Annotated in this window: 17 protein-coding genes; 14 read left to right on the top strand and 3 right to left on the bottom strand. The window is 58.5% G+C overall.

Features of this window, described 5'->3' with window-relative positions:
• The first annotated feature begins 26 nt into the window (after positions 1-26).
• The 3 genes from MSNKSG1_RS03755 (at position 27) to MSNKSG1_RS03745 (ending at position 5,340) form a co-directional block, all read left to right on the top strand.
• Positions 27-2,177 carry a 3-hydroxyacyl-CoA dehydrogenase NAD-binding domain-containing protein gene (locus tag MSNKSG1_RS03755; protein WP_008937913.1) on the top strand — a complete coding sequence of 717 codons (2,151 nt, stop codon included), beginning with the start codon at positions 27-29 and terminating at the stop codon, positions 2,175-2,177.
• A gap of 226 nt (positions 2,178-2,403) precedes the next feature.
• Positions 2,404-4,581: a carboxy terminal-processing peptidase gene (locus tag MSNKSG1_RS03750; RefSeq protein WP_008937912.1), complete on the top strand. Its 2,178-nt coding sequence runs from the start codon at positions 2,404-2,406 to the stop codon at positions 4,579-4,581.
• A 15-nt stretch (positions 4,582-4,596) separates the two neighbouring features.
• Entirely contained in the window at positions 4,597-5,340 is a 744-nt protein-coding gene (locus tag MSNKSG1_RS03745; RefSeq protein ID WP_008937911.1) for a helix-turn-helix domain-containing protein, read from the top strand.
• Here MSNKSG1_RS03745 and mtnA read toward each other — a convergent pair.
• Positions 5,329-6,390: an S-methyl-5-thioribose-1-phosphate isomerase gene (mtnA, locus tag MSNKSG1_RS03740; RefSeq protein ID WP_008937910.1), complete on the bottom strand. Its 1,062-nt coding sequence runs from the start codon at positions 6,388-6,390 to the stop codon at positions 5,329-5,331. The two genes, MSNKSG1_RS03745 and mtnA, sit on opposite strands and share 12 nt — an antisense overlap.
• Before the next feature lie 211 nt (positions 6,391-6,601).
• Here mtnA and MSNKSG1_RS03735 point away from each other — a divergent pair, with 211 nt between their 5' ends.
• The 8 genes from MSNKSG1_RS03735 to rdgC all read left to right on the top strand — a co-directional run bounded on the left by MSNKSG1_RS03735 (position 6,602) and on the right by rdgC (position 12,428).
• Positions 6,602-7,945 (top strand): TRZ/ATZ family hydrolase, encoded by a 1,344-nt coding sequence (locus tag MSNKSG1_RS03735; RefSeq protein WP_008937909.1) that lies wholly within the window; start codon positions 6,602-6,604, stop codon positions 7,943-7,945.
• 32 nt (positions 7,946-7,977) lie between these two features.
• The gene (gene ubiG, locus MSNKSG1_RS03730; RefSeq protein ID WP_008937908.1) at positions 7,978-8,694 is read left to right on the top strand and encodes a bifunctional 2-polyprenyl-6-hydroxyphenol methylase/3-demethylubiquinol 3-O-methyltransferase UbiG; all 717 of its coding nucleotides are present in this window, start codon (positions 7,978-7,980) and stop codon (positions 8,692-8,694) included.
• Entirely contained in the window at positions 8,687-9,376 is a 690-nt protein-coding gene (gene gph, locus MSNKSG1_RS03725) for a phosphoglycolate phosphatase (protein ID WP_008937907.1), read from the top strand. The genes ubiG and gph overlap by 8 nt, the downstream gene beginning before the upstream one ends.
• A gap of 34 nt (positions 9,377-9,410) precedes the next feature.
• Positions 9,411-10,163: a YciK family oxidoreductase gene (locus tag MSNKSG1_RS03720; RefSeq protein ID WP_008937906.1), complete on the top strand. Its 753-nt coding sequence runs from the start codon at positions 9,411-9,413 to the stop codon at positions 10,161-10,163.
• Positions 10,163-10,396, top strand: coding sequence for a glutaredoxin family protein (locus MSNKSG1_RS03715; RefSeq protein WP_008937905.1), 234 nt, complete (start codon positions 10,163-10,165; stop codon positions 10,394-10,396). Before MSNKSG1_RS03720 ends, MSNKSG1_RS03715 begins: the two co-directional genes overlap by 1 nt.
• 12 nt (positions 10,397-10,408) lie before the next feature.
• Positions 10,409-11,179: a peroxide stress protein YaaA gene (gene yaaA, locus MSNKSG1_RS03710; protein ID WP_008937904.1), complete on the top strand. Its 771-nt coding sequence runs from the start codon at positions 10,409-10,411 to the stop codon at positions 11,177-11,179.
• 24 nt (positions 11,180-11,203) lie between these two features.
• Positions 11,204-11,404 (top strand): DUF2788 domain-containing protein, encoded by a 201-nt coding sequence (locus tag MSNKSG1_RS03705; RefSeq protein ID WP_008937903.1) that lies wholly within the window; start codon positions 11,204-11,206, stop codon positions 11,402-11,404.
• A gap of 97 nt (positions 11,405-11,501) precedes the next feature.
• The gene (rdgC, locus tag MSNKSG1_RS03700) at positions 11,502-12,428 is read left to right on the top strand and encodes a recombination-associated protein RdgC (protein ID WP_008937902.1); all 927 of its coding nucleotides are present in this window, start codon (positions 11,502-11,504) and stop codon (positions 12,426-12,428) included.
• Positions 12,429-12,441: 13 nt separating this feature from the next.
• On the opposite strand, the gene MSNKSG1_RS03695 is transcribed toward rdgC, so the two are convergent.
• Positions 12,442-15,198, bottom strand: coding sequence for a bifunctional acetate--CoA ligase family protein/GNAT family N-acetyltransferase (locus MSNKSG1_RS03695; protein ID WP_008937901.1), 2,757 nt, complete (start codon positions 15,196-15,198; stop codon positions 12,442-12,444).
• A 210-nt stretch (positions 15,199-15,408) separates the two neighbouring features.
• On the opposite strand from MSNKSG1_RS03695, the gene MSNKSG1_RS03690 reads away from it, so the two are divergent.
• A complete protein-coding gene (locus MSNKSG1_RS03690) occupies positions 15,409-16,335 on the top strand; it encodes a histone deacetylase family protein (RefSeq protein ID WP_008937900.1) in 927 nt (308 codons plus the stop codon).
• 6 nt (positions 16,336-16,341) lie between these two features.
• Here the strand turns inward: MSNKSG1_RS03690 and MSNKSG1_RS03685 are convergent, their stop codons facing one another.
• Entirely contained in the window at positions 16,342-17,226 is an 885-nt protein-coding gene (locus tag MSNKSG1_RS03685; protein WP_008937899.1) for a flagellar protein MotY, read from the bottom strand.
• Positions 17,227-17,408: 182 nt separating this feature from the next.
• Here MSNKSG1_RS03685 and pyrC point away from each other — a divergent pair, with 182 nt between their 5' ends.
• On the top strand, positions 17,409-18,440 hold the full coding sequence (gene pyrC / locus MSNKSG1_RS03680; protein WP_008937898.1) for a dihydroorotase: 1,032 nt from the start codon (positions 17,409-17,411) through the stop codon (positions 18,438-18,440).
• 44 nt (positions 18,441-18,484) lie between these two features.
• A complete protein-coding gene (rnt, locus tag MSNKSG1_RS03675) occupies positions 18,485-19,141 on the top strand; it encodes a ribonuclease T (RefSeq protein ID WP_008937897.1) in 657 nt (218 codons plus the stop codon).
• Positions 19,142-19,161: the final 20 nt, after the last annotated feature.

Below are 19,161 nucleotides of genomic sequence, written 5' to 3'. Positions count from 1 at the left end.
AACGATTGCGAACAGGAGAACCAATCATGAGCGCCATCAATTACGAACTGGGGACAGATCAGATCCTGACCCTCACCATCGACATGCCGGGACAATCGGCCAACACCATGAACGCGGATTTCCGGCAAGGCCTCTCGGAAACCGTAAAACGGGTTAAAGCGGATCTCGACAGCATCCGGGGCATCATCGTGACGTCTGCCAAAAAGACGTTCTTTGCAGGAGGCGACCTCAAGGAACTGCATGGAGTCACCGCGGATCAGGCCGGTCAATTCGAGGCAATGGTCAATGGCCTCAAGGCCGACATGCGTTTTCTTGAAACCACCGGCAAACCATTGGTCGCCGCCATCAACGGCAGCGCTCTCGGAGGGGGACTGGAAATCGCCCTGGCCTGCCATCACCGGATAGTCCTTGATGACGAGCGGATCCAGCTTGGCCTGCCTGAAGTAACCCTCGGGCTCCTGCCCGGTGGAGGCGGCACCCAACGCTTACCACGAATGATTGGCCTGGAAGCAGCGTTTCCATACCTCATGGAAGGCAAGAAAGCCAATCCGGCCGCCGCACTCAAGGCCGGGATTGTAGATGCACTGGCCAGCTCGCCAGAGGACATGCTGGAAAAGGCCAGAGCGTTCATCGATGCGCATCCCAAGAGCCAACAGCCCTGGGACCAGAAAGGCTTCAAGTTCCCCGGTGGTGCCCCTCATCATCCAGCCATGGCCCAGAAACTGGCGATTGCGCCAGCCATGCTCAAGCAGAAAACCAGAGGCTGCTATCCGGCACCGGAACGTATCCTCTCGGCCGCCGTTGAGGGCGCCCAGGTGGACTTCGATAACGGAAGCCTGATCGAAACACGGTATTTTGCCGAGTTGGTGACCGGTCAGGTGGCCAAGAACATGACCGGAACCTTCTGGTTCCAGCTCAACGCCATCAAGGCCGGCGGCAGTCGCCCGGACACGTTCCCCCGGGAAACGTTCAGGAAAGTCGGCGTTCTTGGTGCAGGAATGATGGGGGCCGGTATTGCCTATGCAACGGCCGTTCGTGACGTCGATGTCGTACTCAAGGACGTGTCTGCGGAGAACGCGGAAAAAGGCAAGGCCTATTCCGAGAATCTGCTGGCGAAAAAAGTCAGCCGTGGACGCATGACCGAAGCCCGGAAAACGGACATCCTGGAGCGAATCACACCCACCGAGTCCGCCGATGACCTGGAAGGTTGCGACCTGATCATTGAAGCGGTCTTCGAAGACAGCAGCCTGAAGGGCAAGGTCACCCAGGAGGCGGAACCCCGGATGGTCACCAATGGCATCTTTGCCTCCAACACCTCCACCATCCCGATCACCCAGTTGGCAGAAGCATCCGGAAAACCGGAGAACTTCATTGGGCTGCACTTCTTCTCACCGGTAGACAAGATGCAGCTCGTGGAGATCATCGTCGGGGCAAAAACCTCTGATGAAACCCTGGCCCGCGCTTTCGACTACGTTCAGCAGATTGGCAAGATCCCGATCGTGGTCAACGACAGTCGCGGATTCTTCACGTCCCGTGTCTTCGGTACCTTTGTCAATGAAGGCATCGCCATGCTCGGCGAGGGTATTCACCCAGCCAGCATCGAGAATGCCGGGCTGCTGTCGGGGATGCCCGTCGGACCGCTGGCTATTTCCGATGAAGTGAGCATGACCCTCATGCAACACATCCGGGATCAAAGCAAGCGGGACACAGAGGCTGCCGGAGGCACCTGGAATGCCCACCCTGCCGAGGCCATCATCGACACCATGGTTGATGAATTCGGGCGCAAGGGCAAAGCCACCGGCGCCGGATTCTACGAGTATCCGGAAAAAGGTCGGAAATACCTCTGGCCGGAGCTCGAACGCCGCTTTGTCGATTCGGACAAAGCCCGGTCAATCGCATTGCAGGACCTTAAAGACCGGATCCTGTTCATACAGGCGATCGAGACCGTTCGCTGCCTCGAAGAAGGTGTTCTGAGAACCGTTGAGGACGCCAACGTCGGCAGTATTTTTGGCATCGGATACGCCCCCTGGACGGGGGGAGCCATCCAGTTCATCAACCAGTATGGCGTTCGATCGTTTACCGAGCGGGCCCGCGAACTGGCGGCTCAGTACGGGGAACGGTTCACCCCGCCCGATCTGTTGCTCGAACACGCCGAATCCAACAAACCGTTCGCCTGAAGCTCCAACACCCGGGGAGTTCGGCGCTCCCCGGGTGCCATCCAACCGATCACCGATTGACCAAAATGTGACAAACCTGACCAGTTCATGGACAGATTGTCACGAACCGATACTCCCTGCCTATGGCAACCGATCTGGCGCTTGCCTACAATAAATTCATCGTTCATGGGTGAGCGTCCGGACGACATACCGGATTCCCTGCCCCGCACCGTCAGGTAAGTATTTTATGACCATCGCGGAAAACGTTTTTCCCCGTCGCCAGGCCCTCTCCGGTACCGGCAAGAAACTCTTTCGGACTCTGACTGTTACCCTGCTGCTTTCAACAGCATTTGGCGCGCAAGCAAAGCTCGACGAGGCCAACCAGGTCTATAAGCCGGTGGCGCCGACCATTGAACAGGCACGCGCCAACATCCTGATTGCACGGCAGCTGCAGTTCACCCACTTCCGCGATCTCAGTATCAACAATCAGCTCTCTGATGAAGTGTTTAACGCCTATCTGGATTACCTGGATGGCCAGAGGATCTACCTCACCAAACAGGACATCAGCAAGTTTGACAACGTCAGGCCACAACTCGGCTCGGCCCTCAAAACGGGACAACTGCAACCTGGCTTTGACATCTACAACCTTGTGCAGGAAAGGATCATCGGGCGGCTCAAATTTGCCCTGAACGTCATTGACCAGGGCATCGACAAGCTCGATTTTTCCAAGGATGAGTCGATTCTCCTGGACCGCTCAAAAGCAGACTGGGAACCGGATACCGCCGCACTGGACGAACTCTGGATCAAACGCATCAAGAATGCCGTCCTGGCCCAGCGCCTGAACGGTACTGACGACGACACCATTGCCGACAACCTCAAGCGCCGCTACGAGGGCCAGCTCAAGCGGGCGTACCAGGCCCGGAGTGAAGACGCGTTCCAGGCCTATATGAATGCCTTCACCGGCATGTGGGATCCCCATACCTCCTACTTCTCACCGCGCGTTTCCGAAAACTTCAACATCAACATGAGCCTGTCCCTGGAAGGGATTGGCGCCGTGCTCCAGTCCGACAACGAATACACCAAAGTGGTTCGTCTCGTCCCCGGAGGCCCGGCGTCCAAACAGGGCCAGTTGCAACCGGCTGATCGGATCGTGGCTGTTGGCCAGGGCGATGAGAAACCCGTCAATGTGATCGGCTGGCGCCTCGACGAGGTGGTCGACCTGATTCGTGGCCCACGGGATTCTGTGGTGAAACTGGAGGTCATCCCGGCCAATGCCTCTGACGAAACAGTTACCAAGACCATTGCCATCAAGCGGGACCAGGTCAAGCTTGAAGAGCAAAGCGCCAGCAAGGACGTCATCCATCTCAAGCGGGACGGCAAGGACTACACCGTCGGGGTGATTACCATTCCCACTTTCTACGCCGACTTCCAGGCGATGCAGGCCGGTGATCCGAACTACAAGAGCACCACCCGTGATGTCCGCAAACTGATCGGGGAACTGGAGCAGAACGACGGTATCGACGGACTCGTTATTGACCTCCGCAACAACGGCGGCGGCGCACTCCAGGAAGCCAACGACCTGGTCGGACTGTTTATCGAGCAGGGCCCGACCGTTCAGATCCGGCATTCCAACAACGAAGTTCAGGTCATGAAGGACGAAGATCCGTCGGTCGCCTATGACGGCCCGATGGTGGTTCTGGTGAACCGGATGAGCGCGTCCGCCTCGGAGATTTTCGCTGGCGCCATCCAGGATTATGGCCGCGGTCTGGTCGTTGGCTCACAGACGTTCGGCAAGGGAACGGTGCAGGCAGTTCGCCCCCTCAATCACGGGCAACTCAAGATCACCCAGTCCAAGTTCTATCGAATTTCCGGCGGTTCCACCCAGCACAAGGGCGTTATTCCGGACATCGAGATTCCCTCGCGCATCGACAAGAACCGGATTGGTGAGGACGCACTGGACCATGCCCTGCCCTGGGATCAGATTGAAGCCGTCCCCCACACCCGGTACTTCGATTTCAGTAACGTGATTGGTGAATTGCGTAAGCGCCACGATCAGCGGTTTGCCAAAAGCCCGGACTTCAAACTGCTTCAGCGGGAAATCGACTTCCTGAACAAGCAGCGTGAACAGGACTCCGTCAGCCTGAACGAAGACAAGCGACGCTCCCAATACAATCAGATCGAACGAACCCGCCTGACGATTGCCAATGCCCGTCGCGAGCTTCACGGTGAAAAGCCGTTCGAGAGCCTTGAAGCACTGGAAAAATGGCAGGACGCTCAGGCCGCAGATCTGGATAAAACTGACGAGGAAATGGACTTTGTCATCAAGGAAGGCGGATACATCATGGCCGATATGCTGGATCTGGACAAAAACATGGCGTCCATCATTACGCCTCACCAGTTTGCAGCCCAGGCTCCGGCCAAATAGACCCGGAGCATTCGCGTGACGGCCGACAGCGGGGGCAACCCGGAGAACCCCGAAGAAGCCCGGGAGATCCGGAACATGCTGCTGGATGCCCTGCATGCCATGAAATCCATGGACGCGGTGGATGCGATGGCCCCGGCAGCCGGCAGCGCCAGGGAACAGGAAGGCCTGGTCGACCGGCTGTTTCAGCTCACAGGCTCGGCACTCAGACTGGGTGCCAGGGCCACCGACACCTCACTCCGGTTCGGACGGGCATTGATTCACTCCCAGGACCAGCTCAGGGCCATGCTGATTGCCGGGCAGTCACTGAAGGACATCCGTGAAGTCGCAGGCCTGACCCTGACCGAAATGAGCGAGGCTCTCAACCTTCGCGACAAGTCGGTACTGGAAGCCATCGAAAACGGCACCGCCACCCTGTCTTTTGAACTGATCCTGCGTCTGGCGGCGCTGATCGCGCGCAACGACCCTATTCCCTTCATTCTTCGAACCACCCGGAACTACAATCCGGAAGTCTGGAAACTGCTGAACGACTGGGGCGTTGGCCGGTTACCACTGCAGTTCGAGCGGGAACGGGAGTTCATCAACATCTTCCGTCGCCACGACGACGCGCGAAACCTGACCGATGAAGGTTTTCGCAGGGTGCTGGAATTCACGCGCCAAAGCTTTGAGATGTCTCTCCACTTTGTGGAGGAGCAGGAGCGCCAGGTCAGTGAAATGAAACGCCAACTGGAGGAATCCGGGAAGGATTCCTCAACCGAATAACGCCTGCATCCCGGTAATATTGGGATTTTTGACAACGCCCTTTTCCGTCACGATTGCATCTATCAGGCTGGCCGGCGTGACATCGAACACCGGATTGAAGACCTTGACGCCGTCCGGTGCCAACGGAATACCCCGAATCTCTCTCACCTCATTGCCATTGCGCTCCTCAATAGGAATGTCCTTACCGGACGACAGCGACATGTCAATGGTGCTTGACGGAGCCACAACCATGAAGCCTACCTTGTGGTGTCGGGCGAGGACCGCCAGGTTGTAGGTTCCGATCTTGTTCGCCACGTCTCCGTTTGCGGTAATCCGATCAGCGCCTACGACAATCCAGCTGACCTCGCCTCGGGCCAGGATAGCTGCGGCCGCCCCGTCGGCATTCAATGTGACAGGAATACCATCCCGGGACAGTTCCCAGGCCGTCAGGCGACTGCCCTGAAGCCAGGGACGGGTTTCATCCGCGAACACCTCCTTCAAACGTCCCCGCTCATGCAAACGCCGAATGACGCCCAGGGCCGTGCCATAACCACCTGTTGCCAGTGCACCGGTATTGCAGTGGGTCAGGACCGAAATGGCACTCTCAGGATTGATCAGTTCCAGAGCGTGATCCGCCATGGCGAGATTGGCGTCGACATCCTCCTCGTGGATGTGTTCCGCCTCGGCGGCGAGCCGCTTGGTCGCCTCCTCCAGAGAATGGCACTCATGGAACACACGCTCCATGCGTTGGAGCGCCCAGAAGAGATTGACAGCGGTTGGTCGCGATTCCGCGAGGACGCGTATGGCCTGGAGAATCTCAGCCTTCCAGTCACCCCCGCCAGCGTGACGGGCTGCCAGCGCGACACCATAGGCGGCACTGATCCCGATCGCCGGGGCCCCACGCACCACCATGTCACGAATACACTGCGCCACGGCAGTAGCACCCTCCGCCGTTATCCAGTGCTCTTCAGTTGGTAACAGCCTCTGATCCAGCAACTCGAGGCTATGGCCATGCCAGCGCAACGCAACTGTCCCAAGCTTCCGCTCACTCTGACCACTCTGATTTGCCATTACACGCCTCCTTTGGATGCTTTCAGGGCCGGACAGTATACCGGCCCCGGAAAAAGATACGCCCGGAATTCCTTTCTCTCACTAACAGTGGTTCCGTTAAGCCCTTATCACAAGGTCCAGGGTAGTCCTTGCTGCACGCGCTGGTTATACTCTCGGGCAACAATTCATCCGCACGCGCGGGCAATTCGCCGGCGCATTTCAAGGCGAACGAATGACGGCAGATACCATCACCACCGCAGCCGATATCCGCATCAATGCCCGATGGGTGATTCCCATTGAACCGGCCGATACGGTTCTGGAAAATCACGCCATTATTATTCGCGGCTCCCGGATTCTGGCGGTCATTCCCCAGGACCAGGCCAATCATGAATTCCACGCCCGTGAAGCGGTGGACTTACCCGATCACGTGGTTATGCCCGGGCTGATCAACATGCACGGACACGCCGCCATGTCGCTGTTCCGCGGTCTGGCGGATGACCTGCCATTGATGACCTGGCTGAATGATCATATCTGGCCCGCCGAACAGAAGTTCATCAGTGAGCAGTTCATCGCCGATGGTACCCAACTGGCCATGGCGGAAATGTTGCGCACCGGCACTACCACCTTTTCGGACATGTATTTCTTTCCCGAAATCGTTTCCCAGGCGGCCCATGATGCCGGCATGCGAGCACAGGTATGCTTCCCGTTGCTCGACTTTCCAACGGCCTGGGGTTCCGGGCCGGAAGAGTACTTCCGTAAAGGCGCTGATCTGATCGAAACCTGGGAAACCGACGAATTCATTATGCCGGCTATCGGTCCCCACGCGCCCTACACCGTCTCTGACGGCCCCCTGGCGACCGCACTGGCGCTATCCCGCGAAACCGGCGCACGCATCCAGATGCATCTGCACGAAACCGCGTTCGAGGTAGACGAGGCGGTGAAGACCAGCGAAAAACGCCCGACTCAGCGGATTGACGAAATCGGGTTGCTCGGGCCCAACACCCAGTGCGTCCACATGACCCAGCTCGATGACTCAGACATCGACCGGGTGGCGACATCTGGTGGGCACGTTGTGCATTGCCCGGAGTCCAACCTGAAGCTCGCCAGCGGGCTCTGCCCAGTGCAGCGACTCATCGATCAAGGCGTCAACGTGGCAATCGGCACCGACGGTGCGGCCAGCAACAATGATCTCGATCTGTTCGGTGAGCTGCGCAGTGCCGCCATGATCGCCAAGGTCACCGCGCAGGATGCCGCGGCGCTGTCGGCACATCAGGCGCTTGCCATGGCGACGATCAATGGCGCCCGCGCCCTGGGCCGGGAGCATGATCTGGGTTCCCTTGTCCCGGGCAAGCTTGCCGATCTCATTGCCATTGATCTGAGCGACCCCTTTCTGCAACCGGTGTATGATCCGGCCTCGCACCTGGTCTACAGCAATCATGGCCGTGCGGTAAGCCATAGCTGGATTCACGGCGTACCTCAACTGCAGGATGGCAAGCTCACCCGCATCGACGTTGCGGACCTCACGCTTCGGGTCAATGGGTGGCGGGAGCGAATCCGCCAGTCCGAAACCCGTTAACCGATTTTCGACAGTGCCAGACAGGGCCAACCATGACCAATCAGAACGTAGACCGGAACGAAATCGCCAAATTCGAAGCACTGGCGAATCGCTGGTGGGATCCCTCCAGCGAATTCAAGCCGCTGCACGACATTAACCCTTTGCGGCTCAACTACATCGATGAGCGCGTGTCTCTGGCGGGCAAGAAAGTTCTGGATGTGGGTTGCGGTGGAGGTCTGCTCTCCGAGGGCATGGCCCAGCGCGGTGCTCACGTGACCGGAATCGATATGGGCGAGGCGCCCCTGTCAGTTGCCAGGCTGCACGGCCTCGAGAGCGGGATTTCTGTGGACTACCGGCAGATCACCGTGGAAGAACTTGCCCGGGATCCTGAGCAAGCCGGCCAATACGACGTGGTGACCTGCCTTGAAATGCTCGAGCATGTACCCGACCCGGCTTCTGTGCTCAAGTCTTGTGCTGCCATGCTGAAGCCCGGTGGGCACCTGTTTGTCTCGACCATCAACCGGAACCCGAAATCGTTCCTGTTCGCTATTGTAGGCGCAGAGTATGTCTTGAACATGCTCCCCAAAGGCACCCACGAATGGAAAAAGTTCATCCGACCCTCGGAGATGTCGGATTTTCTCCGACAGGCAGGCCTGGACGTGCGGGAACTTAGCGGAATGACGTACAACCCGATCACCAAGAGCTACAAACTGGGACGGGATGTCGACGTAAACTACCTGATGCATGCCCGCGACACCCGTGATGCCTGAGCAGAGCCTTTCCGCCGTTCTTTTTGATCTGGACGGCACCCTGATTGACACCGCGCCGGACTTTATCCGGTGCCTGAATCAGTTGCGTGCCCAGCACGGTCTTTCTGCCCTCCCCGCAGAACAGATCCGACGCTCGGTCTCAAACGGGGCCCGCGCCATGATCCGTGTCGGTTTCGGGCTGAGCCCTGATGATCCGGACTACACCGAGAAGCACACCGCCTTCCTGGATCTGTACGAAGCCGGCGTCGCCGTTGAAACCCGGCTTTTTGACGGCATGGATGTGTTGCTACGTAGTCTGGAAGTCCGGAACATCCCCTGGGGCATCGTCACCAACAAGCCGGTGCGATTCGCTGCGCCACTGGTCAAAGCTCTGGGCCTGGCAGACCGATGCGCGGTCGTCATCTGCCCGGATCACGTTGCGCAACGGAAACCCCACCCCGAGGCCCTGCTGCTCGCCTGTTCCCGGATCGGCCGTGATCCAGCCGGCACAGTTTATGTGGGTGATCACGAACGGGACATTCAGGCAGGCCGCAACGCGGGGATGAAAACGGTTGCGGTCCGCTATGGCTACATCGAGGAACCCGAGACCGTGGATCTCTGGCAAGCCGACCAGATCGCCGATACGGTCAGCGATCTGGCAAAGCTGTTACAATGCGAACCTGATGAAATCTCGCCGGCCTGACGGCCAGGCGCTGACGCGAAACGGAGACACGTGTATGCACGATTACCAAGCGCCCGCCGATCTGCTCAAGGATCGCATTATCATGGTAACGGGTGCCGGCAGCGGAATCGGACGTGCCGCCGCCAGGGCCTATGCCGCACACGGAGCCACCGTCATTCTGGTGGGTCGTACCGTATCGCGGCTGGAAGAAGTCTATGATGAGATCGAGGCCGCCGGCCATCCGAAGCCTGCCATCGTCCCCATGAATTTCGAGGGTGCGGCCGTCAAGGACTACGAAGAGCTGGCCATGACCATCGAAGACAACTTCGGGCGACTCGACGGTTTGCTTCACAACGCGGCGATTCTCGGCAACCGGAGTCCGGTCGAACTGTATGATCCGGAAACGTGGAACAAGGTCATGCATGTTAACGCCACAGCGCCCTTTCTGCTGAGCCGGGCCATGATCCCCCTTTTGCGCCAATCGGGGGATGCCTCCGTGGTATTCACGTCCTCTGGCGTCGGCCGCAAGGCCAAAGCCTACTGGGGCGCTTATGCGGTCTCAAAATTTGCCATTGAGGGCTTGAGCCAGCTGATGTCGGAAGAACTTGACGACGAGCGGCACAATATCCGGGTCAACAGCCTGAACCCCGGCGCAACGCGTACCCAGATGCGGTCCATGGCCTATCCCGCGGAGAATCCACAGCAGAACCCCGCACCAGAGGAACTGATGCCCGTTTACCTGTATCTGATGGGGCGTGACAGCCGTGACGTTAACGGCCAACAACTGGACGCACAGCCGAAAAAATAATGGAACTGTATTTCTACACCACGTCCCAGTGCCATTTGTGTGAACTGGCGGAGGCCTTGCTGGTCAATACCCCGATGCCGGAACCCGTGCCGGTGGACGTTGTGGACATCGCCCAGTCGGAGGACCTGGTCAAACGTTATGGCACACGCATCCCGGTCCTGCGCCGCAACGATACCGGGGCTGAGCTGGACTGGCCGTTTACCCGGGATCAGTTACTGACGTTTTTGCAATGAGGACTTCCTGACATGTTAATGGTGATCTCCCCGGCCAAGACGCTGGACTATGAGAGTCCGCTGGCGACGCAAACATACACCCAGCCAGAGTTTCTGGACGACGCCTGCGAACTGGTTGACCAACTGAAGGCGCTGGAACCGCATCAGATCAGTAACCTGATGAGCATCAGCGACAAGCTGGGACAGCTCAATGCCGATCGTTTCCGCACCTGGCACACGCCGTTTACCCCGGAAAATGCCCGTCAGGCTATCCTGGCGTTCAAGGGCGATGTCTACACCGGCCTGGCTGCCGAAAGCTTCAGTGAAGACGACTTCCAGTTTGCTCAGGAACACCTCCGTATGCTGTCGGGCCTCTACGGGGTATTGAAACCACTCGACCTGATGCAGCCGTACCGTCTCGAAATGGGAACCCGCTTTGAAAATCATCGCGGCAAGGACCTTTATGCATTCTGGGGCAGCCGGATCACCGACGAGATCAACCGTCTCCTGGCCAACGACGATGGCGTACTGGTGAACCTGGCCTCCAACGAGTATTTCAAGAGCATCCGCAAGAAGGACCTGGAAGGCCGGCTGATTACGCCGCAGTTCAAGGACTGGAAGAACGGTCAATACAAGATGATCAGTTTTTACGCCAAGAAAGCCCGGGGCCTGATGTGCCGGTATGCCATACAAAACCGCATCACCCAGGCTGACGATCTCAAGGGGTTTGACCTGGATGGGTACTATTTCAGCGAAGATCAGTCCAACGGAGACAACTGGGTCTTCCTGCGTGACGAACAGTAAAGGCGCTTATCCACGGAGTTATCGATGAACGAAGCTGTATTTTCCCAGATTGCCATGCTTGTCCTGCTCACCGCCCTGATTGGCTGGATGGGCTTTATCGTGTGGGATCTGGCCAAAAAATCCCAGGCGGGCCGGTTCGGCACCATTGCCCTGTTCATTGTCCTGGGGGCCGGCGTGGTCGGCTTTCTGGTGAAGACCGTTCTGGTTGAGGTCCTCCAGATATAGCGTCTGTCCCGTCACTTTACGGCCACCGTCCGGTGGCCGTATCATCCCCTCCCCTTTTCGTATTCCCGACTCGATTCAACAGCAAGGATTCCGCCCGATGTGGTTTCGTAACGCCCGTGTATTCCGTTTTACCAAGCCGTTCGATATTTCTGCCGAAGACCTGGAAGAGAAACTGCAAGCCGAGGCTTTCAAACCCTGTGGTCCCCAGGAAACCACTCGCCAGGGCTGGGTTGCGCCGCTTGGCAAGCATGGGGAGCAACTGGTGCACAGCGCCAATGGCTACCACCTGATTGCCCTTCGCAAGGAAGAAAAGATCCTCCCCGGGCCCGTCGTCAAGGAAGCGGTGGAAGAGCGCGCAGAAGCCATTGAGATCGAACAGGGCCGTAAAGTCCGCCGAAAGGAAAAGGACGAAATCAAGGAGCAGGTCATGCTGGAGATGCTGCCTCAGGCCTTCTCCCGGAACCGTCGCTGCTACGCGTATCTCGCACCGCAGGACGGTGTACTGGTCGTCGATGCCGGGTCGGCCAAACAGGCGGAAGACCTGGCCTCCACCCTGCGTAAAAGCGTCGGCTCACTGCCGGTGCGCCCTCCCGTCGTGGAGCAGTCTCCGGCCTTTACCTTCACCGGTTGGCTCAATGAGACCATCGATCTGCCCGAACACATCACTCTTGGCAGCGAGTGCGAGCTGAAGGACCCCTCCGAGGACGGCGGCGTTGTTCGCTGCAAAGGGCTGGACCTGAAGGCCGACGAAATCCGCAACCATCTCGAAGCAGGGATGCAGGTCACCAAGCTCTCGCTTACCTGGGACGACAATGTTTCCCTGGTACTCGATGAAGAACTGGGCATCCGCCGGCTGAAATTCGGAGAGACTTTGCAGGAGCAGCTCGATGACGTCGATGCTGATGACGCGGTCGCGCGCTTCGACGCCGCGTTCAGCCTGATGACACTGGAACTGTCCCGCATGATACCGGGCCTGCTGGAAGCCCTCGGCGGCGAGGATCGCTCGGCGATCGTCGAGGATTAGGAGCGAACATCCGTTAAAGGTGGGCGCCGCCGGCCTGTCCGAGCCGCTCCTTCTGCCAGTCTTTCTCCGGCTCGTTCAAGACGAGTCGGAGATCCATGACTTCTTCCTCGGTGTTGTACTTGATCTCGAAGCCCAGATGTTCGGCCAGCTGCAGCATCGGTCGATTGTCCGGAAGCACATTACCAACCATTTCCATGGTTCCGCGGGCACGGCAGTAGTCGATCATCTTCTGCATCAGCGCAACGCCCAGCCCCTCGCCTTTCATTTTGTCGTCGACCATCACGGCGAACTCGCAACGCAGATTATCGGCATCGGTCCAGGTCCGAACGGTCCCGAGGGTCTCTTCGCCTTCACCGTCTTCCCTGGGCGCATTGGCGATAAAGACCATCTCACGGTCGTAGTCGATCTGCACCATCTGGGCCACATCTTCCCGCGAGAAATGCTTGCGATACTGGAAAAAGCGATAGCGAATCGACTCCGGAGACTGGTGTTCATGGAAGGCCCGGTGGGCCGGTTCATCCTCCGCCAGCACCGGCCGAATGACCACCCGGCGTCCGGATCTGGGCAGTACAATCCACTCCTCCAGCTCTTTCGGATAGGGCTGGATGATCGGCCGGTTCGGCTTTTCGTCCAGGTTGATCGCCACATTCACGGCCACAGCACCGTTCTCGTTGAACAGTAAGGGGGATATCTCCAGTCCTTTGATCTCCGGAATATCAATCACGATCTGCGACAGGGTCACCAGGGTTTCCGATACCGCCCGTATGTCTTCTTCCGGTTTGAGGCTGTGCTCCATCAGCAGCTTGTACATATAGGTCCGGCGTAACAGCTCCCGGGCCAGCACCATGTTCAGAGGCGGCAATGCAATCTGGCGATCGGTCATTACGTTGATCTGTGCCCCGGAAGCACCGCACACCACAAGCGGACCAAAATCCCGGTCCCGGGTAATACCCACGCTGAATTCCACCCCGCCCACGTGCTGATACGAGCGCTGCACGGCAAAGCCGACGAATCCGCTCTCCGGAAAATGCTCCTTGTACTCCTCCATGAGATAGCGGCAGGCATCCATGATGGCCGTTTCACTGTTGAGCTTCTTCATGGTGCCCTTGTAGCGACGCTGTGTCGGGCTGAGATCCAGAAACGGGTGACACACCTGCTCATGAATAATCGTGATATCCACCGGACGGCGCTCTACCGCAAACGCCTCCAGGACCTCCTCCATGTCTTCGCAGTAGATGGTATCGATGGTGTTGATGCCATAATCGCTGACAACACGCCGTGCTTCCCGGTTGGACAGGTGCATTCGCCCGCTGCGCAAGGCATTCACCACCAGCCGCCGAATCTGGCTCCGGTCGGCAAAATGTTCGGTAAAGGACTCCGGCGTTTCTGTCAGCAGCCTCTGGACCCGTTGGTGCCGGACATGCTGCATAAAGGCCATCACCGCCTTCTCCGGATTAAAAAACGAGGGGATCCCGGCCCGATAGAATTCCTCGCGGGAATCCATCACGGTGCTCTGCCCCAGCCAGCAGGTGAACACATTAAGACGGGTTCCCTTGGAAGCCTGAACCACGGCATCCGCAATTTGCAGGCTGTCCTCGGTCAGACTCGGAGCGTACATGACCAACACGTTGGCCACCTCCGGGTCTTTTGCCAGAACCTTGATGGCCTTGGCGTAAAGTTCCGGGGATGCATCATAGTTCAGGTCGATGGGATTCTTTCGGGTCCAGTACGGCGGCAGTAATTCCGCCAATGCTTCGACGGAATGGTCGGACAGCCGGGCCAGCTCACCGCCGAGATCCGCCAACCGATCCACTGCCAGAACGCCGGGGCCAACCCCGTTAGCCATGATCGCGAGGGTTTCCCGCCGCAGCGGCCGCATTCTTGTCAGGGTTTCCAGGGCATCGAACATCTGGCCCAGGCCATCCACCCGGAGTACACCGGCCCGCTGCAGCATGGCATCGTAGATCGGGTCGCTGCGTTTGAGGCCGGCCGGCAGCTCGTGATGGAACCACTCGGACTCCGGAACCCGGCCGGACTTCACGGCGATGACAGGTTTGGTACGCGATGCCACCCGGACCGCAGACATGAATCGTCGCGCATTGGGGATATTTTCGATGTGCAGCAGAATGGCCCGGGTCTGGGTGTCCTGCGCCAGGTAATCGATCAGATCATCATGATCGATATCCATTCCGTCCCCCAGCGTCAGGAAGTAGGAGAAGCCGACGCCCCGGGCGAATGCCCAATCCAGTACGGAACTGGCAATCGTGCCACTCTGACCAACGAAGGCCACGCGCCCCGGAATGGCCCCCATGTGCGCATAGGTGGCGTTGAGATTCCTTGCGGGCACCATCAGACCAATGGTGTTCGGACCGAGGACCCGGATACTGGTTTCCCGAGCGGCTTCCCGCACGGAGTACATCAACGGCTGACCGGTTTTACTGTGAGTCCTGGACATACCGCCGGTCATCACAATGGCCGTTCTTACCCCTGCCTCGCCAAGCTTGCGGACCATCTTGGGCACGGTGTCCGGCGGGGTACAGATGATCGCGAGGTCGGGTGTGAAGTCCATCTTGCCGACTTTCGCAACACAGCGCACACCATGAACGTTATCGTAACCACTCTGGTTCACGACCAGCAGCCGGTCAGTGGGATAACCGCCCCCCATCAGATTCCGCAGGACCATGCCCCCCAGATTATCGGCACGCTCGGAAGCACCGATCACGACAATCGAGTCAGGATTGAACAGGCTTTCCAGGTAACGGGTGCTCAAAATGGTCTCCTCGGAACGTCCCAGGTCGGGATGAAGCGCATGATAACGTCAATAGAACAGGTTACTTATCGATGTATACCCTATCTTAGGCATTCCTGTATTGATGTAAAACGGCCATCCCTTCTATAAGACCAAAGAAACACGGCGTACTGCGGTCTTCCCTGATACCATTGATGAAAAGACAGACAAAATCAGGACCTGCAGAGACGTATGACGACGGCATTCTTTTCCCACGATGACTTCATGAAGCACAACATGGGCGCTGACCATCCGGAATGCCCCGAGCGACTGTCGTCGATTCTGGCCTACCTCGCGGACACCCACCTTGAACAGGATCTGGACTGGGTGCGTCCGGAAGAAGCCACTCGGGACCAGCTGCTCAGCGTGCATCCGGAAAAATATATCCAGCAACTGGAGATGATGGAGCCGACCCGGGGCCGGGTGTTCACCGATCCGGATACCGCCATGATGCCGGACACACTCCGGGCTGCCCGTCTCGCAGCTGGCGCAAATATCCAGGCTGTTGACATGGTAATGAGCAGTCAGGTGACCAACGCCTTTGTCTGTGCGAGGCCGCCCGGGCATCATGCTGAGCGTTCCAAGTCCATGGGTTTCTGCTTCTTCAACAACATTGCCCTCGCAGCAATGCGAGCACTGAACTTCCACCATCTTGAGCGGGTGGCCATCATCGATTTCGACGTTCACCAGGGTAATGGCACGGTGGACATCGTCGGCGGGGATGAACGCATCCTGATGTGCTCAAGTTTCCAGCACCCCTTCTATCCCCATTCCCACGTTCACCGGCAGGCCCACAACATCGTAAACGTGCCGATTCCGGCCGACTGCTCGCCGGCGGAGTACCGAAAGGCGGTGGAAGATGGCTGGTTGAAGAAACTTCAGGATTTCCGGCCCCAGGTGATCCTGGTGTCCGCCGGCTTTGATGGGCACAGGCTGGACCCGATGGCCGAACTCAATCTGGAAACGGAAGATTACAGATGGCTGACGGAAATGATTACCAGCGTCGCTAACGACTATTCCAACGACCGGATCATTTCAACGCTGGAAGGGGGCTACCACCTCCGGGCTCTGGCTGAGAGCGTGACCGCTCATCTGGAGGTGCTGAACTCGGTTTACTAGCTCCGCCTAGCCGGCGTTATCATCCCCGCCATAGCCGCTGGCCTGCTGGAAAACCGGCCGCTCGCCCTTCCGCTGAAGGCGGATGGTGGTGCGACGGTTCTCGGACGGGCGATTGGAAATCGGATAACGGTCGCCATGAGCCCGGACGATGATGAGATCCTCCGGCACGCCCCGGAATTTCAGGTAGTCCGCCACCACATTGGCACGATCCTCAGAAAGCGCGCGATTGTCGATACGACTGCCCCGGCGATCGGTGTGCCCATCCACGAAAATATGCTCGATGGTGGAATCTGCGCGGACAAACGTCGCGATGTTATCGAGCAACTTCATCTCGGATTTGGACAGGGATTTGCTGCCGCTGCTGAAGCGGATTTTCGAGCGCTGAATCTGATCGAAATTGACCGGCAGAAGATTGGCTGTACAGGCCCGGTACTGCTCGAACGGACCGGCGAAGTTGATGTTGGAAACCTGAACCCGCACCGGGTTCCCGTCATACCAGGCGTCGCGGATAATGGTCGGCTGCATGCCATCCAGCAGTCCCCGGGCCACCATGAGGGCTTTCCGGGTATCCAGTGCCACCGGACGATTGCCGTCGGAGATATTGATACTGCCGAGCGGCTTCGGAGCGACGCCGGGGCGCCAGGCAGGTGCCTCGACAACCAGATGCCCCCGGCCAGGCTTCATCAGTGCCGAGTCTGTCTCAAGGAAAAACGAGAGGGATTCCCCCGCACGACGGCGAAACACCGCCCGACCATAGCCGGGTACATCGTGCACCAACGAACACTGAAAGACGGATTCCGACAGGTACCACTGACTGGTTTCCACGCCCGCTCCGAAGCTGGCGCCATGACTGGCGGGAGCCACTGCCGAGATCGCAAAAGCCGCAACCATGCCCGGGACTGTTTTTCGAAGCCGTAGCGCCATCGTATCGTTACCAGAAAAAGGGTTCTTCGTCGGTTACTATTTCCGGTTATCGGCAGGCCTCCGGAATGCTTTAATCGTCAGGCAGGAAAACAAGGCGGCCCGGCTTCTGGTATAATCCGCCAAATTTTATTGCCTTCCGGAATCCGTCCATGACAGATCAACTGACCATAACCCACCCGGATGACTGGCACCTCCATGTGCGGGATGGCGACGTCCTGAAGAACGTTGTGCCGGCCACCGCGTCCTGTTTTGCGCGGGCCATCATCATGCCGAATCTGGTACCACCGGTCACCACCGCGGCGGATGCCATGGCCTATCGCGAACGGATCCTCGCGGCCGCCGGGACTTCAACGTTTGAGCCGTTGATGACACTCTACCTGACGGAAGCGACAACACCAGACACCATCCGTGAAGCGAAGTCAGCCGGTGTGATCGCCGCAAAGCTCTATCCCGCCGGCGCCACCACCAACTCGGCATCCGGGGTCACCGATATCCGGAAAATCTATCCGGTCCTGCAGGCGATGACCGATTGCGGCATGCTGCTGTTGGTGCATGGCGAGGTAACCGATCCCGAAATCGACATCTTTGATCGGGAGAAGGTGTTCCTGGAACGGGTACTGGCACCAACACTTGAGGCGTTTCCGGGACTAAAAGTCGTACTTGAACATATCACGACCGCCGATTCCGCCGAGTTTGTCCAGAACCACCAGGGCGACAACCTCGGGGCCACCCTGACGCCCCAACACCTGATGTACAACCGCAACCACATGCTGGTGGGCGGCATTCGCCCCCACCTCTACTGCCTTCCGATTCTCAAACGCAATCGGCATCAGGAGGCGCTACGGGCTGCCGTTGCCAGTGGCGACCGTCGATTTTTCCTGGGGACCGATTCAGCGCCCCACGCCAAAGACCGCAAGGAAGCCGCATGTGGTTGCGCCGGGTGCTATTCGGCCTACGGTGCCATCGGATTGTACGCCGACATCTTCGAAGAGCTGGGCATCCTCGACAAGCTTGAGGCCTTCGCCAGCTTCAACGGCGCAGATTTCTACGGGCTGCCCAGAAACCGGGATACCGTGACACTGATCCGGGAGCCCTGGACCATGCCCGAGGAACTGCCACTGGCGGACGGGACGATTGTGCCGCTCAAAGCCGGTGAAACCATCAACTGGCAACTGGCGTAACAACCAGACTGAAACCCAACATACAGCCGACTACCGGAGCACGAGTGACCGACCAACCCCAAGAACCGCACCCATTATCCCGACGCTTTCGCGGCTTTCTGCCCGTCGTGGTGGACGTGGAAACGGCTGGCTTCAACCCGGAGCGTGATGCATTACTGGAAATTGCCGCTGTGCTGCTCACCATGGACGAGGATGGCTGGCTGGTGCGTGGAGAAACCCACGTGCAACAGATTGACCCGTTTGAAGGCGCCAACCTGGAGCAGTCGGCCCTGGACTTCACCGGCATCGACCCCTGGGATCCGGAGCGGGAAGCCGTGCCCGAACGGGAAGGATTGAGCGAGATCTTCAGTCCGATCCGCAAGGCGGTCAAATCCCACGACTGCAAGCGGGCGGTATTGGTGGGCCACAATGCCACCTTTGATCACAACTTCGTGTTTGCCGCCGCGATGCGTGCGGACATCAAACGAAATCCCTTTCATCCATTTTCCACCTTCGATACCGCAACCCTGGCCGGCCTTGCGTACGGCCACACCGTTCTGGCGCAAGCCTGCAAGATTGCAGGTATTCCTTTCAGCAACAAGGAAGCGCACTCGGCGGCCTATGATGCGGAGAAAACCGCCGATCTGTTCTGCGGGATTGTGAACCGGTGGAAAGAGCTGGGCGGCTTCCCTCCACCCCCTCTCGAGGAAGCCCCAGAGTAAGCCATAAAAAAACCGCCGAA

The sequence above is a fragment of the Marinobacter santoriniensis NKSG1 genome (assembly GCF_000347775.1).
Taxonomy (GTDB): Bacteria; Pseudomonadota; Gammaproteobacteria; order Pseudomonadales; family Oleiphilaceae; genus Marinobacter; species Marinobacter santoriniensis.
This window is presented reverse-complemented; position numbering and strand designations above follow the sequence as displayed.

Coding starts and splice junctions, on each gene's coding strand:
- MSNKSG1_RS03755 (WP_008937913.1), top strand. CDS start 27: ATGAGCGCCATCAATTACGAACTGGGGACAGATCAGATCCTGACCCTC.
- MSNKSG1_RS03750 (WP_008937912.1), top strand. CDS start 2,404: ATGACCATCGCGGAAAACGTTTTTCCCCGTCGCCAGGCCCTCTCCGGT.
- mtnA (WP_008937910.1), bottom strand. CDS start 6,390: ATGGCAAATCAGAGTGGTCAGAGTGAGCGGAAGCTTGGGACAGTTGCG.
- MSNKSG1_RS03735 (WP_008937909.1), top strand. CDS start 6,602: ATGACGGCAGATACCATCACCACCGCAGCCGATATCCGCATCAATGCC.
- ubiG (WP_008937908.1), top strand. CDS start 7,978: ATGACCAATCAGAACGTAGACCGGAACGAAATCGCCAAATTCGAAGCA.
- gph (WP_008937907.1), top strand. CDS start 8,687: ATGCCTGAGCAGAGCCTTTCCGCCGTTCTTTTTGATCTGGACGGCACC.
- MSNKSG1_RS03720 (WP_008937906.1), top strand. CDS start 9,411: ATGCACGATTACCAAGCGCCCGCCGATCTGCTCAAGGATCGCATTATC.
- MSNKSG1_RS03715 (WP_008937905.1), top strand. CDS start 10,163: ATGGAACTGTATTTCTACACCACGTCCCAGTGCCATTTGTGTGAACTG.
- yaaA (WP_008937904.1), top strand. CDS start 10,409: ATGTTAATGGTGATCTCCCCGGCCAAGACGCTGGACTATGAGAGTCCG.
- MSNKSG1_RS03705 (WP_008937903.1), top strand. CDS start 11,204: ATGAACGAAGCTGTATTTTCCCAGATTGCCATGCTTGTCCTGCTCACC.
- rdgC (WP_008937902.1), top strand. CDS start 11,502: ATGTGGTTTCGTAACGCCCGTGTATTCCGTTTTACCAAGCCGTTCGAT.
- MSNKSG1_RS03690 (WP_008937900.1), top strand. CDS start 15,409: ATGACGACGGCATTCTTTTCCCACGATGACTTCATGAAGCACAACATG.
- MSNKSG1_RS03685 (WP_008937899.1), bottom strand. CDS start 17,226: ATGGTTGCGGCTTTTGCGATCTCGGCAGTGGCTCCCGCCAGTCATGGC.
- pyrC (WP_008937898.1), top strand. CDS start 17,409: ATGACAGATCAACTGACCATAACCCACCCGGATGACTGGCACCTCCAT.